At 70.1% G+C, this 15240-nt stretch carries 12 protein-coding genes; 9 read left to right on the top strand and 3 right to left on the bottom strand.

Annotated features, from left to right (window positions below; all coding sequences use genetic code 11):
- The first annotated feature begins 168 nt into the window (after positions 1–168).
- Together BLU79_RS28810 and BLU79_RS28805 are read left to right on the top strand one after the other, a co-directional pair.
- Positions 169–1494, top strand: a complete 1326-nt coding sequence (locus BLU79_RS28810; protein WP_093908856.1) for a hemolysin family protein — start codon at positions 169–171, stop codon at positions 1492–1494.
- Entirely contained in the window at positions 1491–2579 is a 1089-nt protein-coding gene (locus BLU79_RS28805) for a hemolysin family protein (protein WP_093908855.1), read from the top strand. Before BLU79_RS28810 ends, BLU79_RS28805 begins: the two co-directional genes overlap by 4 nt.
- Before the next feature lie 28 nt (positions 2580–2607).
- Here BLU79_RS28805 and BLU79_RS28800 read toward each other — a convergent pair whose 3' ends face one another.
- Both BLU79_RS28800 and BLU79_RS28795 read right to left on the bottom strand, forming a co-directional pair.
- On the bottom strand, positions 2608–4473 hold the full coding sequence (locus tag BLU79_RS28800; protein WP_093908854.1) for an AAA family ATPase: 1866 nt from the start codon (positions 4471–4473) through the stop codon (positions 2608–2610).
- 457 nt (positions 4474–4930) lie between these two features.
- Positions 4931–5467: a nucleoside/nucleotide kinase family protein gene (locus tag BLU79_RS28795; RefSeq protein WP_256333505.1), complete on the bottom strand. Its 537-nt coding sequence runs from the start codon at positions 5465–5467 to the stop codon at positions 4931–4933.
- Between the two features lie 324 nt (positions 5468–5791).
- On the opposite strand from BLU79_RS28795, the gene BLU79_RS28790 reads away from it, so the two are divergent.
- The 5 genes from BLU79_RS28790 to BLU79_RS28775 all read left to right on the top strand — a co-directional run bounded on the left by BLU79_RS28790 (position 5792) and on the right by BLU79_RS28775 (position 10927).
- A complete protein-coding gene (locus BLU79_RS28790; protein ID WP_177001222.1) occupies positions 5792–6745 on the top strand; it encodes a hypothetical protein in 954 nt (317 codons plus the stop codon).
- A 125-nt stretch (positions 6746–6870) separates the two neighbouring features.
- Positions 6871–8325, top strand: coding sequence for an amino acid permease (locus tag BLU79_RS28785; RefSeq protein WP_371131965.1), 1455 nt, complete (start codon positions 6871–6873; stop codon positions 8323–8325).
- 246 nt (positions 8326–8571) lie between these two features.
- A complete protein-coding gene (locus BLU79_RS28780) occupies positions 8572–9933 on the top strand; it encodes a peptidase C39 family protein (protein ID WP_093908850.1) in 1362 nt (453 codons plus the stop codon).
- A 46-nt stretch (positions 9934–9979) separates the two neighbouring features.
- A complete protein-coding gene (locus BLU79_RS47555; RefSeq protein WP_107489316.1) occupies positions 9980–10120 on the top strand; it encodes an SCO1431 family membrane protein in 141 nt (46 codons plus the stop codon).
- Positions 10121–10267: 147 nt separating this feature from the next.
- Positions 10268–10927: a TetR/AcrR family transcriptional regulator gene (locus tag BLU79_RS28775; protein ID WP_093908849.1), complete on the top strand. Its 660-nt coding sequence runs from the start codon at positions 10268–10270 to the stop codon at positions 10925–10927.
- A gap of 94 nt (positions 10928–11021) precedes the next feature.
- Here BLU79_RS28775 and BLU79_RS28770 read toward each other — a convergent pair whose 3' ends face one another.
- The gene (locus BLU79_RS28770) at positions 11022–12272 is read right to left on the bottom strand and encodes a glycoside hydrolase family 18 protein (RefSeq protein WP_093908848.1); all 1251 of its coding nucleotides are present in this window, start codon (positions 12270–12272) and stop codon (positions 11022–11024) included.
- 332 nt (positions 12273–12604) lie between these two features.
- On the opposite strand from BLU79_RS28770, the gene BLU79_RS28765 reads away from it, so the two are divergent.
- Together BLU79_RS28765 and BLU79_RS28755 are read left to right on the top strand one after the other, a co-directional pair.
- A complete protein-coding gene (locus BLU79_RS28765; protein WP_093908847.1) occupies positions 12605–13777 on the top strand; it encodes an acyl-CoA dehydrogenase family protein in 1173 nt (390 codons plus the stop codon).
- Positions 13778–14193: 416 nt separating this feature from the next.
- Positions 14194–15234 (top strand): Rv3169 family protein, encoded by a 1041-nt coding sequence (locus tag BLU79_RS28755; RefSeq protein WP_093909084.1) that lies wholly within the window; start codon positions 14194–14196, stop codon positions 15232–15234.
- The last annotated feature ends 6 nt before the right edge of the window (positions 15235–15240 follow it).

Below are 15240 nucleotides of genomic sequence, written 5' to 3'. Positions count from 1 at the left end.
TCTTGATTAATCTGTTGGCGGAGGCGTATTTCTGGCGCCTCCGCCACTGATGTGCCCACCGGGCTTCAGAGGCCCCCTGCAATCCGAGGAGTGATTCCCTCCAGCGATGGACGGATCGTCCGGTAGTACCTGCGCCGCCCCCTCCCGACATACCGGGGCGGCGGCATCATGACCATCCCCTTGCTGCTTCTGGCAGCCGCGTTCCTCCTGATCCTCGCGAACGGCTTCTTCGTGGCCGCCGAGTTCGGCCTGGTCACGGTCGAGGCGACGGACGCCGAGAAGGCCGCCGCCGAGGGCGACCGACGGGCCCACCGTGTCGTCGAGTCACTCAAGGAACTGTCCTTCCAGCTCTCCGGCACCCAACTCGGCATCACCATCACCTCCCTCGTCGTCGGCATGCTCGCCGAACCGGCGTTGGCGCAGCTGCTGGGCGGCCCCTTCACCGCGATCGGCATCCCCGAGGGCGCGGTGTCCGGAGTGGCCGTGGTCGTCGGCATGCTGCTGGCCTCGGCCGTGCAGATGGTGATCGGCGAGCTGGTGCCCAAGAACTGGGCGGTGTCCCGGCCGATGCAGGTCGCGCGCTTCGTCGCCGGCCCGCAGCACGTCTTCGCGCGCCTGTTCCGCCCGGTGATCGCCGGGCTGAACTCGGTCGCCAACCGACTCGTGCGCGCCCTGGGCATCGAGCCCACCGAGGAGCTGGCCTCCGCCCGCACCCCCGGCGAACTCGTCTCCCTGGCCCGGCACTCGGCCCAGGCCGGCGCCCTGGAACAGGACACCGCGGACCTCTTCGTACGGACCCTGTCGCTCGCCGAACTGACCGCGCAGCACGTCATGACCCCGCGCGTGAAGGTCAGCGCGCTGCAGTCGTCGGCGACCGCCGAGGATGTGGTGAACCTCACCCGCGCCACGGGTCTGTCCCGCTTCCCGGTCTACCGGGAGAAGATCGACGAGATCGTCGGCATGGTCCATCTGAAGGACGCGCTGGCGATCCGTTCGAGTGACCGACTGCGCACCCCGGTCGGCCGTATCGCCCGCCCGGCGCTGCTGGTCCCGGAGACCCTGCCGGTCCAGCCGCTCCTCGCCCAGCTGCGCAGCGAGCAGCCCATCGCGGTCGTCGTCGACGAGTACGGCGGTACGGCCGGTGTGGTCACGCTGGAGGACATCGTCGAGGAGATCGTCGGCGAGGTCCGCGACGAGCACGACGGGCAGGACCTGCCCGAACTCGCCGCCGCCCAGCCGGAGGACGGCCGCCCTGCCTGGGATGCCGACGGCAGCTGCCGGGTCGACATCCTCCAGCGGATAGGGCTCGATGTGCCCGAGGGGCCGTACGAGACCGTCGCCGGACTCGTCGCCGACCTGCTCGGACGCATCCCGGCCGTCGGTGACAAGGCCGAGCTGCCGGGCTGGCGGCTGTCGGTGCGCCGGGTCGGCCACTACCGCGCCGAGCGCGTCCGGCTGGTCCGCACCGGGTCCGTGGTGGAGGTCGCCCGATGAGCGTGCTCCAACTCGCCTTCGCCGGGCTGCTCGTGCTCGCCAACGGCTTCTTCGTGGGCGCCGAGTTCGCCCTCGTGTCGGTCCGCCGCAGCCAGATCGAACCGCTCGGGACGGCGCGCGCCCGACAGGTGCTCTACGGCCTGGAGCGGCTGCCGCAGATGATGGCGGCGGCCCAGTTCGGCATCACGCTGTGCTCGCTGACGCTCGGCGCGGTCGCCGAGCCGACGGTGGCGCATCTGCTGGAGCCGGTGTTCGAGTGGATCCATCTGCCGGACGGCATGATCCATCCGCTCACCTATGTCATCGCGCTCGCCGCGGTGGTCTTCTTCCATCTGGTCATCGGGGAGATGCTGCCGAAGAACCTGGCGATGGCGGCCCCCGAGAAGGTCGCGCTGTGGCTCAGCCCCGGGCTGGTCTACTTCGCACGCTTCTGCCGGCCGATCACCGTGGCCCTCGGCGCCGTCGCGCAGGCCATCCTTCGGCTCTTCCGCGTCGAGCCGAAGGACGAGGTCGAGGCGGTGTTCACCAGCGAGCAGCTCAACCGGCTCGTCGAGGACTCCGGCCAGGCGGGCCTGCTCGACCCCGAGGAGCAGGAGCGTCTGGAGGACGCCCTGGAACTGGGCTCCCGCCCGGTGACGGACGTGCTGCTGACACGCGAGTCCCTGGTCACGGTCAGCCCGTCGGTCACCCCGGGCCAGATCGTCGCGCTCACCGCCCGCACCGGGTACTCCCGCTTCCCGGTCGCGGCGGAGAACGGCGCCTTCATGGGCTACCTCCACGTGAAGGACGTACTCGACCTGGAGGAGTCGGAACGCGCGGTGCCGCAGCAGGTGTGGCACCCGATGACGACCCTGCGGTCGGAACTGCCGCTCGACGACGCCCTCACGGTCATGCGCCGCGCCGCGACCCATCTCGCCCAGGTGGCCGACGCGTCCGGCAAGGTGCTGGGGCTCGTCGCGCTGGAGGACGTACTGGAACTGCTGGTGGGCGAGGTCCGGGACCCGGCCCACCGGGAGCTGCCGGAGGTGCGGGTCACGGGGCCGCGGGTGAGCAGCGGGGAGCCGGAAGGGGTGCTGGCCGGATAGCGGGAGCCGCGGGACCCGTCCGCCTGCCTCAGATGGCGGACGGGTCCTGCGGGCCCCTTCCCGACAGCACTTCGCCGTACGCCTGCATCAGATCCGGCAGCCGCAACGTCGACAGGTCGTCCCTCGTCAACGCCCCCGGATAGGTCGTCAACCGCAGATCCCGGTAGGCACAGCTCTTCTCGTACAGCGTCCGCAGGAACCGCCCGTTGCCCAGCTCGTCGATCCACCCCTGATCGACCACGTGCCCGGCGATCGACCGCAGCTCGTCCAGCGCCTCCTCGTCCCACACGTCCCCGTTCTCCGCGGCGAGCACCTCGCCGATCGAGGTCAGTTCGAGGGGGCGGTACGAGGGGAAGTCGACACGGCTTGTGAAGCGCGAGGACAGGCCGGGGTTAGCGGCAAGCAAGCGGTCCATGCCCTCGGGATAGCCGGCCAGGATCACCACCAGGTGGTCCCGGTTGTCCTCCGCGCGCTTCAGCAGCACCTGAAGGGCTTCGTCGCCGTAGGCGTCGCCCTTGCCGTAGCCGGAGTTGGAGAGGGAGTACGCCTCGTCCACGAAGAGGACCCCGCCGAGCGCGGAGTCGATGAGCTCGTTGGCCTTCACGGCCGTCTGGCCCAGGTACTCGCCGACGAGGTCGGCGCGCTGGGCCTCCACGAGATGGTCGCCGCCGAGGAGCCCGAGGGCGTAGAAGACGCGGCCCAGGATGCGGGCGACCGTGGTCTTGCCGGTGCCCGAGGGGCCGGAGAAGACGAAGTGCCGTTTCGGCGGCTGGACCGGCAGCCCCTGCCCGGCCCGCAGCCGGGCCATGTTCAACTGGGCGGACAGCGCCTTGACCTGGCGTTTGACGGGTTCGAGCCCCACCATGCGCTCGAGCTCGGCGAGCGCCTCCTCGAGTAACCCGGGGTCGGTGGGCCCGGCGGGCAGTGGCTGTGACCCTACGGCCGTCTTCTCGCGCACGGTCGGATCGATCACCGACGGCAGCGGACCGGTGGGCGGCAGGTCGGCGTCCGGCAGCCTCAGGTCCCGTCCCTCGGTGCCGAAGAGCGGATCGAACCCGTCGGGACCGTCGACCACGTCCTGCCCCATCCCGGTCAGCGTGATCGCCGCGAGGTCGGTGGGGTCGTCGTACCCGTCGCCCTCGGCGATGGCCGCGAGCCGGGCCGAGGTGTCCATGAAGGCGGGGTCGACGCGGTGCACGGCGCGGTAGAGCGGTAAGGCAGCGGCGGACCTGCCCGTGCCCTCGTGCGCCCGGGCCAGCCAGTACCGCAGCTCCTTGCGCTGCGGCTGCTCACTGCGGCAGCGCATCAGCGCGGCCGACAGGAGCGGTTCGGCCTGGCCGTACATCTCCAGCCGCACCCGCGCCATGCCGCCGAACAGACCCGCCTCGATGCCGAGCAGCTGATCGTCGAGCAGCGGGTCGGTGTGCCGGACCAGCTGTTCCCAGTCCTTGACCAGGTAGGCGCGGCAGGCGTGCAGAAAGCGGACCTGGTGGTCGGTGTCCACGGGCGGCAGTCCGGCGAGCGCGCGGTCCAGCTCCGGGACGTGCCGGCCGTCCAGCCAGTGCGAGGCGTGGGCCAGCAGCAGATCGCGCGGGCTCTCCAGGACCGGCTGCACCCACCAGCCCAGCCAGTACCAGGAGTTGATCGTCCGCCGGTGCCGGGTGCGCTGCTCCCCGAAGCGGTCCCGGTGGCGGAACATTCGCAGCAGCGCCGTCGTCGTGTCGACGCGCAGCGCGTGCAGGCCGAGCCAGCCGTCGGCCATCCCGGGATCGATCCGCACCGCGGTGCGGAACTCCTCCTCCGCCTGCGGATAGGCCCCCATCGTGTAGGCATCCACACCTCGCAACCAGGCGAGGTCGGCCGGGGCCTCGGGGCCCTGCATGCCGAAGTCCATCCCGTCCCCCACAGACCGTGCCCCCGTCGGTTGGCCGCCGGGCCGTCGCCCGGGGCCGCCTTGTTCGAACCGCCGTACCGCGGACCGGAGTTGCAACGGTGCGCAGAGCAGCCGTCCGTAGGTCGCACCGAGGGCATCGTACCTGCGCGAGCATGCCCGCCCCAGGGTGCCGCACAGGCCGTTTGACGAGGTGGGAGCAGATCGCGTGCACCGCGCTCGGTGACCGAGGGTGAGCGAATAACGCCTCACGGCGCGCGAAAAGTGGTGTGAGGGCAGAACGAAGCCCCCGATCACGGGGGAACAACCGGGGGCTTCGCGTATGGGGGCGACCTCGATTGGCCGCACATTGAGAACGTAAGTCCTGTACGGCCCCCCGGTCAAGCCGAGTTGAAGCACTCCGGTAACTAATCCCGCAAGGCTCTTCACAAGTTCAGCACATTGCCGATGGGCCGTCACCCTACGTGAAGGGCTGGTCCGGTCCAACCGTCCCAGCGGGCCCATTAGTCACCTCATACCCCTTGCCGCACTGTCGAATCAGAAGATCGGCGAACGGCCGGGAAGGGTCGTCGGCGAAGTGTTTCCGCTCCGCCCGGACCCACCCCCGCCAGAACTCCCGCTGCTCCTCCCCGTCCCGTGAGCGGCCCCGCGCCCAGGACTCCTCGTGCGGCAGCTCCATCCACAGCAACTGGGCGAGATGCGGGCGCAGCGCACGGCGGCCGGCGCCGACGCCCTCGACGACGACCACCGGGGCAGGGGGTACGGGAAGGGGCGGTCCGAATCGGCGGGCCCGCCAGTCGTAGGGGGTGTAGTGGGCGGTCTCGCCCCGGGTGAGGGGTTCGATCACCTGGGTCAGCAGGCGGCCGGTCCACTCGAACAGCTCGTCATGGCTCGCGATGTCGTCGAGATGCAGCACCGGGGCGTCGTCCAGGGCCCGGGCCAACTGCCCGGCGAACGTGGACTTTCCGGAGCCGGCGTGCCCGTCGACGGCGACCATGCGGACGGGGCCGCAGGACGGGGGGAGTCGGCGGAGCCGGGTGGCGAGGTCGTGAATCGTTTTTCCCGGAGTGAAGTGGAGGTCGGCATATTTCTTTGGAACATTCTAGTGGGGAGTGAAAGCGGTTGCCGGGGCGGGGTGGTGTCCATGACGGCGGGACGGAATGAGAAAAGGTGTCGCTTTGAACTAGCCCCGGCCGAGCCGCAATGCCGCCGAAAAACTCCGGCCGCCACCCCGAAATGTACGTTCCGGTTGAGTCCCACGATGAGTAAGGTTCCTGGTGCACAACTGTGAGGTGCCGTAACGGGGGATGGGCTGGGGCAGATGACCGCGGGGTTATTCGAAGGGCAGTATGTGTGGCATCCGGCTGCCGACGACCGCGTGCTCGCGAGCGTATGCGTCGATGTCCGGGCCGGCCGATATCTGAGCGCCCGGGACGCCCTGGCCGAAACCCGCGGTGACTTCGCCCTGCGCGCCCACCGCTCCCTCGTGCTCGCCTCGGAGGCCGCCGACTCCGACCTCGTGGAACGCTGGCTCGCCGAGGAGCCCGGCCCCGAGGCGGCGCTGCTGTGGGCCCGGGTCGCCGTACTGCGGGCGCTGCGCGCGGCCGACGCCCGCGACCCGCGCACCGAGGCGCTGGAGCGGATAGCGCTGGCCGCCTGCGAGCGGGCCGCCTCGGCCGACCCCGCCGATCCCACGCCCTGGGTGGCCAAGCTGGCCATGGCCCGGCTGCACCGGCTGCGCGACCAGGCGCCGCGCGGGCTGCTCACCGCACCGCCCGGGCCCTGGCGTCTGTTCGCGCACATCCTCTCGCTCGACCCCTGGCACCGCGAGGCCCATCACCGCTTCCTGGCCTGCTTCTTCGCTCGGTACGGCGGCTCCGTGACCGCCGCATGGGACGTCGCCGCGTTCCTCGGCCAGCGTGCGCCCGCCGACTCACCGCTGCGCCTGCTGCCCCTGGTCGCCCTGGTCGAGTGCTACGACCCGACCAGGCTGCTCGCCGACCGTGTCTGGGAGCAGCCGCAGTGGACCTCGACCGCGCTGGCGATCCACGAGAACTGGCTGCCCGCGGTGGCCGAGTACCGCTCCACCCCCGTTCTCGACCTGGCCTACCTCGCCCACGCCCTGGTCATGGCCCGGCGCGAGGAGGAGGCACGCGCCGCCTTCACGGCGATGGGGCCGTACGCCTCCCGTATGCCCTGGTCCGTCTTCGGCGACCCGGCCGAGCAGCTGTCCCGGGCGCGCCGCGCCTGCGGGCTGCCAGTACCGACCGCCTGACGTACCGCAACCCCCCACCCAAGAGAAAGGTCCGTTCCGTGTCAGAAGGGATAACGGCTCCGCGTGCCACAGCGCGCGGGGGAGCGGTTCCGATCGAGCTCGACGACGACGCCACCCTGCACGCCATGGGTTATCCGAGAAAACTCACGCGGCGTTTTCAGGCGTTCGACAATTTCGCCATCTCGTTCACCATCATCAACATCATCTCGGGCATCTTCTCGGCAATCGGTTTCGGTCTGAACGCGGGCGGACCGGCAATTCTAGTCTTCGGCTGGATCGGCGTCTCCGTCATGGTGCTCTTCGTGGGAGCATCGATGGCGGAAGTCGCCTCGGCCTATCCGACGAGCGGCGCGTTGTATTTCTCCGCCGGAAAGCTCGCCAAACGGCACAAGGGCGCCTGGTCCTGGTACACCGGCTGGCTGAACTTCGTGGGCCAGGTCGGCGGGACGGCCGCCACCGGGTACGCCGCCGCGACCTTTCTCCAGGCCTTCATCGCCCTGCAGTGGCCCTCGTACGAGCCGACCCCGCACCGGACGGTGCTGATCACGGCCCTGATCATCGTGCTCCAGGGGCTCGCCAACACCTACACCGTGCAGCTGGTGGCCGTCCTGAACCGGATCTCCGTGTGGTGGCTGCTGATCGGACTCGTGGTGATCGTGAGTGCGCTGATCGTGATGCCCGAACATCATCAGTCGGCTTCCTTCGTCACGCATTTCGTGAACAACACCGGTTTCACGAGCGGCCTTTACGGCGGGATGCTCGGTCTGCTGGTCACCAGCTGGACCTTCACCGGCTTCGACGGCAGCTTCCACATGTCCGAGGAAACGGTCCGGGCGACGGTGAACGCGCCGCGGGGGATCACGCGGGCGATCGGATTCTCGGCGATCGCGGGTCTGCTGCTGATGCTCGCATTGGTCTACAGCATTCGTGACTACGACCGGGTGGCGAGTGCCGACGCACCGCCCGTGCAGATCCTGATCGACGGGCTCGGTCTCGGCACCGCGAAGGCGCTGCTGCTGATCGTGATCGGCGCCATGCTCTTCTGCGGCCTCGCCAATCTCACCAGCAACACCCGACAGATCTTCGCCTTCTCCCGGGACGGCGCGATGCCGGGCTCCCGCTGGTGGCACTCGGTCTCGCCGCGCACCCGCACCCCCGTCAAGGCGGTGTGGCTGGCGGTCGCCTGCTCGCTGGCGCTCGTGCTGCCCGGCTGGTGGTCGCACACGGCGTTCACCGCCATCGTCAGCGTCAACGTCGTCGGCCTCTTCCTCGCCTACGCCGTCCCGATCCTGCTCCGGCTGAGGCTGGGGGACGAGTTCCAGCCGGGGCCCTGGCACCTGGGCCGGTGGGGACGGCCGGTCGGGGCCGTAGCGGTGGCCTGGATCATGCTCAGCAGCGTCCTGTTCATGCTGCCGCACGCCTCACCGATCACCGCCCACTCCTTCAACTACGCGCCGATCGCCCTGGCCGTCGTCCTGGCCGTGGCCACGGTGTGGTGGTTCACCACCGCCCGCCGCCGCTTCCACGGCCCGGTCAGCTACGGCCGTCCGGACGAAGTCGCCGCCATGGATCTCGTCTGACGATCTGTCACCCGTCTCGGCGTACGCCGTTGCAGCGACGTACGCCGAGACCCGGCTCGCTCATCTCGCCCTGCTCATAAGGAGGTTGGGGCGGAGGGCCGTCCCGCTTCGCGCCAGTGGTCGAGACCAATATTGGTAGGCGCGCCAGGGGCCGAAGTGCTGGCAGACGGTGCCTCCTGCAGCCATAGTTGGCGGACAGCCGTGCATTGGACCTTGCCGACTCGGACACCTGGGAGTCTTCCGCCCATGAGCAGAGCCGAACAGCCGTCCCGGAGAGCCGTCCTGACCGCCGCCGTCGCCGCAGCCGTCGCCGGCAGCGCGGGCCCGACCGCCGCCGACGAGGGCGCCGATGCCCCGGCCCTCGCCAACGCCCCGGCCCGCACCGTCGACAACCGCGCCTGGACCGCCTACGCCGACTGGCGCCGCGGCACCGCCGAGGGCACGCGTGCCGTCGCGGGCGCCCGCCCCGGCATCGTGATCGCGGGGCCCCTCGGCGCCAGCGACTACACCGACCCGCACACCGGTCGGACCGCCCGCTGGGAGTACGCGACCTGGACGTCCCCCGTCCACCGCCTCACCGTCCCCGCGACCGAGGTGATCGCCTCCTGGAACGCACACACCCCCGACGGCACCTGGCTCCAGATCGAGCTGCGGGGCACCTACACCGACGGCACCGAGACCCCCTGGTACGTGCTGGGCCGCTGGGCCGCCGGCGACCAGGACATCCGGCGGACCTCGGTCGACGACCAGAGCGACGGCAAGAGCAGCGTGTGGACGGACACCTTCGCCGTCGACGACCCGGCCACCGGGCTGCGCCTCACGTCGTACCGGCTCCGGCTGACCCTCTACCGCAAGCCCGGCACGAAGCTCACCCCCAAGGTCTGGCGGGTCGGCGCCATGGGCTCCGACGTCCCCGACCGCTTCACCGTCCCGGCCTCCACGCCGGGCCTCGCCCGAGAACTGATCGTCCCGCGGTACTCGCAGGAGACCCACATCGGCCAGTACCCGGAGTACGACAACGGCGGCGAGGCCTGGTGCAGCCCCACCTCCTCGCAGATGATCATCGAGTACTGGGGCGGGCGCCTCACCCCGGAGCAGCTGGCCTGGGTCGATCCGGCGTTCGCCGACCCGCAGGTCTGCCATGCGGCCCGGTTCACCTTCGACTACCAGTACGAGGGCTGCGGCAACTGGCCGTTCAACGCCGCCTACGCGGCCACCTTCAAGGACCTCCAGGGCGTGGTCACCCGGCTCGGATCGCTCACCGACCTGGAGACGCTGATCGCGGTCGGCATCCCGGCCATAACGTCCCAGTCCTTCCTCAAGGAGGAGCTGACCGGGGCGGGGTACGGCACCGCCGGGCATCTGATGACCGTCATAGGGTTCACCCCCGACGGCGACGTGATCGCCAACGACCCGAACTCGCCGAGCAACCCGGCGGTGCGGCGCGTCTACAAGCGGCGCGAATGGGAGAACATCTGGCTGCGGACCAAGCGGTACAACGCCGCGGGCAAGGTCGTATCCGGCACCGGCGGTGTCTGTTACCTCTACTTCCCGGCGCGTCCGACCCCGCGCCAGCGGGCGGCACTCGCGGCGGTGGGTGTGCTGTGAGCAAGGTCTCCGCCGGGGCGGCCGTTGCCGATGGCATGGTGGGCATATGACCGCGCACTCAGTCACAGCCGCCCGGGTCCGCACCGGCGGCCCCAAGGACGACGGCCCCAAGATCCTCGAGCACGCCATGGGCTGGATCCTTGTCGTGGTCGTCGCGATGCTCGTCACCCAGCTCGGACTGCTGTGACCTGGCACACACGGGGCGCTTTGTTCGGACAAATACCGACCCTGTTGTCGAGCGTGTTCATCGGAGTCGATCAGACTCGAACAAGCAGCTGGTGAAGGTCTGCCATACTGCGGATGTCCCGCCGCCCGTTGAACAACAGGGTCTAAATTGAATATCAGTCAACAGCGTGACGCGGCCCGTCCCCGGGCCCGCGGCACCGAGCGTTCCGTGGCGCGTCGTGCCGAACTCATCAGTATCGGGCGGAAGTTGTTCGCCGACACGTCGTACGACGCGCTCTCCATGGATGACATCGCCCGGCAGGCCCATGTCGCCAAGGGACTCATTTACTACTACTTCCAGTCCAAGCGCGGCTACTACCTGGCGATCATCCAGGACTCCGTCGCCGACCTGGTCACCTACGCGGCGAGCGGCGTCGAACTGCAGCCGGTGGACCGGGTCCACCGCACCATCGACAGCTACCTCCGCTACGCCGAGCACAACCAGGCCGCTTACCGCACCATCGTCAGCGGCGGCGTCGGCTTCGACGCCGAGGTGCACGCCGTCCGGGACGGGGTGCGCGAGGCGATCGTGGCGACCCTCGCGGAGGGGGCGTACGGCCGAGTCGACATCGCCCCGCTGGCCCGGATGGGCCTGCTCGCCTGGGTGTGCAGCGTGGAGGGCGCCACGCTCGACTGGATCGACCGCCCCGAGCTGTCCCGCGACACCATGTGCGAGCTGCTGGTGAAGATGCTGGGCGGCGCCATGCGCGCCATCGAGGAACTCGACCCCTCCTACAAGGCGCCCGACCCGGCCCGCCGGGACTACTGAACCGGTCCGCAAGGGCGAAGGACAAAGGGCAAAGGACAAAGGGCGAGGGGCGGAGGCCTCGTGGTCCTCCGCCCCAAGTCCCCCGAGGGTCCCGCTACTTGATGGACTTGATCAGCTCGCCGTTCGCGGTGTCCCCGCTGAGCTCCCAGAAGAAGGTCCCGCCCAGACCCTGTCGGTCCTTGTACTGCATCTTGGTCCTGATGGTCGCCGGAGTGTCGTAACTCCACCAGTCGTTCCCGCACTTGGCGTACGCCGTGCCGCCCACCGTGCCGGTCGCCGGGCAGGTCTGCTTGAGCACCTTGTAGTCCTCGAAGCCGTCTTCGTACGTCCCCTTCGCGGGGCCGGTGGCCGTACCGCCCGGGGCCGCCTGGGTGACGCCGGTCCAGCCGCGGCCGTAGAAGCCGATGCCGAGCAGCAGCTTCGAGGACGGGATGCCCAGGCCCTTGAGCTTGGCGATGGTGGCGGCCGTGTTGTAGCCCTCCTGGGGGATGCCCGGGTAGGAGCGCAGCGGGGAGTGCGGTGCCGTGGGGCCGGCGGCGGCCCAGGCGCCGAAGTAGTCGTAGGTCATCGGGTTGTACCAGTCGACGTACCGCGCCGCGCCCGCGTAGTTCGCCGCGTCGATCCGGCCGCCGTCGCTGGCATCGGCCGTGATCGCCGCCGTGACCAGATTCCGCTTGCCGAACTTGGCGCGCAGCGCCTTCATCAGCTCAGGGAAGGCCTCCCGGCCGCTGGTGTCACAGGTCAGCCCGCAGGCGCCCGGGTACTCCCAGTCGATGTCGATGCCGTCGAAGACATCCGCCCACTTGGGGTTCTCGACCATGTCGTAGCAGGACTGGGCGAAGGCCGCCGGGTTCTTGGCCGCCTCGCCGAAACCGCCGGACCAGCTCCAGCCGCCGATCGACCAGACGACCTTGAGGTTCGGGTGGAGCTTCTTCAGCTTGCGCAGCTGGTTGAAGTTGCCGCTCAGCGGCTGGTCCGCGGTGTCCGCGACACCGTCCACGGACTCCGCCGCGGTGAACGGCTTGTCGGTGTCCGCCCAGGTGTCGCCGATGGCGCACTTGCCGTCGACGACGTTGCCGAAGGCGTAGTTGATGTGCGTGAGCTCCTTCGCCGAGCCGGAGGTCTCGATGTTCTTGACGTAGTACTGGCGGTCGTAGATGCCCCAGTCGGTGAAGTAGCCGACCACCTTGGAGCCGGCGGCCTTGCGGGCGCCGTCCTGGTCCGGGCCGTTCTGGTCGGCGGTCGCCGTGCCGGCGGCGGCGAGCAGACCGGCGCCGAGAGCGGCGGAACACGCGGCGGCCAGCAGGGCGCGGCCGCGTGACCGGGAGGGGAGCGGGGTGTGCATCGGGTGTCTCCTCGCAGGGGACAGAGGGGATCGCACGCCGATTGGCATGAACGCGGGGAGGCGTTGGACCGAAACGGTAGGAGGACTAGACCAATTGGTCAATGGTTCGGACCAATTTGCGCAGCCGGGGAGTAGTCCGAAAGTTTCTTGGAGTAAGCGGTCGTTAACTGGTGACTCGATGTCCCGGATCGGGCATACTCACCGCAGAGCCGCTGGTCAGCAGCTTCCGCGACCCGGGAGCGGAGCACCGGCCCGCACCCGAGAGACCAGGCGGAGCCGCCCCACCCAAGGCGCGCGACCGCCGACATCCCGAAAGGGAGGAGAGCGTCGCCATGCCCGACCGCGCCCCGCAGCCGGTGGACCGTCAACTGCCCACGGACGAGGCCCGGGATCTGATCTCGCTCGTCCGCGACATCGCGCAGCGCGAGATCGCCCCGAAGGCGGCCGAGGAGGAGGACGCCGGACGCTTCCCGCGCGAGGTCTTCATCCTGCTCTCCGAATCAGGACTGCTCGGTCTGCCGTACGAATCCGAGTACGGCGGCGGTGACCAGCCGTACGAGGTCTACCTCCAGGTCCTGGAGGAACTCGCCGCGGTCCGCCTCACCGTCGGCCTCGGCGTCAGCGTGCACACCCTGGCCTCCTACGCCCTCGCCACCTACGGCACCAAGCAGCAGCAGGTCGAGCACCTGCCGGCGATGCTCGGCGGCGGGCTGCTCGGCGCGTACTGCCTCTCCGAGCCGGCCTCCGGGTCCGATGCGGCCTCGCTGCGGACCAAGGCGGTGCGCGAGGGCGACGAATGGGTGATCACGGGCAACAAGGCCTGGATCACCCACGGCGGCATCGCCGACTTCTACACCGTCATGGCGCGTACCGGCGAGGAGGGCCCGCGCGGGATCACCGCGTTCCTGGTGCCCGGCGACGCGCAGGGGCTGAGCGCCGCGGTGCCCGAGAAGAAGATGGGCATGAAGGGCTCACCCACCGCCCAGGTCCACTTCGACGGCGTCCGGGTCCCCGACGAGCGGCGCATCGGCGACGAGGGCCAGGGCTTCGCGATCGCCCTGGCCGCGCTCGACTCCGGGCGGCTCGGCATCGCGGCCTGCGCGATCGGCGTGGCCCAGGCCGCGCTGGACGAGGCGGTGCGGTACGCGACCGAGCGACGGCAGTTCGGCAAGCCGATCGCCGACTTCCAGGGCCTGCGCTTCATGCTCGCCGACATGGCGACCCAGATCGAGGCGGGCCGCGCGCTGTACCTCGCGGCGGCACGGCTGCGCGACGCGGGCCGGCCGTTCGCCAAGCAGGCGGCCATGGCCAAGCTGCACTGCACCGACACCGCGATGCGGGTCACCACCGACGCCGTCCAGGTCCTCGGCGGGTACGGCTACACCGCGGACTTCCCGGCCGAGCGCTATATGCGGGAGGCCAAGGTCCTGCAGATCGTCGAGGGCACCAACCAGATCCAGCGGATGGTCATCGCCCGTCACCTGGCAGGTCCCGAAGGACGCTGAACTGACCGTGCCTGACCGTGGGCGCCGTGAGCCGGATCCACTCCGGGTCGTGGCGCCCCGGCAGGGTGCGGCCGCGGTCGGCCCACATGCGCATCAGATCGCGGTAGATCGGCGGATCCGGCTGCTGCGGGGGCGCCGGCGGCGTGACCGTTCCCGCGGGCCGCGGAACGAAGACGCGGCGCTGGGACCCGGTCGCGGAGTACGTGGGGGGCATACCAGGGCAACGCGGAGGCCGACGGACAAGTCACCGCTTGTGGGAATAGGGCGTGAGTTCGCGAACGTCCGACACCCTCTCTGGCCACCTGAGCGCAGCTGACGTACCGTCAGCCCAGCCGCCTCCAGGGAGGTTTGCCGTGGCCGACGACGACCGTCCGGTACCGCTCGACGAGTACCCGGTGCACCAGGTACCCCTGTCTATGAAGTACGTCGCGACCAGCGACCGGAACGCCTACGACCGGTGCATCTTCCACATCCTCGACCACGAGGGGCGTGCCCTGCTGATCCTCGGCCTCGGGGTGTACCCCAACGTCGGGGTGATCGACGCGTACGCGACCCTGCGGGTGGGGGACACGCTGCACGCGGTGCGGGCCTCGGACGCACTCGGTAAGGACCGGATGCGGCTTGCCGTCGGGCCGCTGCGCATCGAGGTGGCTGAGCCGCTGCGCCGGCTGCGGCTGACCTGCGACGACGACACGTTGTCGTACGACATCACCTGGACCGCCGACTTCCCCGCCCTGTGGGAACCCCACCACCTCCAGCACCGCGGCGACCGGCTCACCCTCGAAGGGCGCCGCTTCGTGCAGGCGGGCGGAGTGGCGGGTGTCGTGCGCGCGGGCGGGCAGGAGTTCCGCGTCGTCCCTGGCGAGTGGACCGGTACACGTGATCGCAGTTGGGGTGTGCGGCCGATACCGGGGGAGGAGGGCGGGCGGTTCGCTGAGGAGCGTCCGACCGAGGGCTTCCACTGGATCTGGTGCCCGGTCCGGTTCGAGGACCGGTTCCTGATGGTGATCGTCCAGGAGGACGCGGACGGGTACCGCTCGCTGAGCGAGGCGACGATGGTCCGCCCCGGCCGCCGGGACCGCCAACTCGGCTGGCCCCAGGCCGAGATCACCTACCGCTCGGGCACCCGCCACCCCGAGCGAGCCCTCCTTCACCTCGGCGACGTACGCAAGCCCCAGGAGCTGGAGGTGGAGATCCTCACCTCGTCCGCGCTCGCCATCGGCGCCGGCTACCCGCCGGCCGAGGACTGGCAGCACGGCACCTGGCAAGGGCGCGGATGGGTCGACCGGCGCAGCTACGACCTCACCGAGGCCCACCCGTTGGCCGCGTACGGCGTCACCGATCACGCCGCGCGGTTCCGGCTGGACGGCAGGGTCGGCCACGGAATCTTCGAGCACGGCTCGTTCGGGCGGCACGACCCGAGCGGGTTCGCGGACTTCAAGTCGGTCGCACCGTAGGGGGTT

Origin of the sequence: Streptomyces sp. cf386 (assembly GCF_900103585.1) — a bacterium.
Lineage (GTDB): Bacteria > Actinomycetota > Actinomycetes > Streptomycetales > Streptomycetaceae > Streptomyces.
This window is presented reverse-complemented; position numbering and strand designations above follow the sequence as displayed.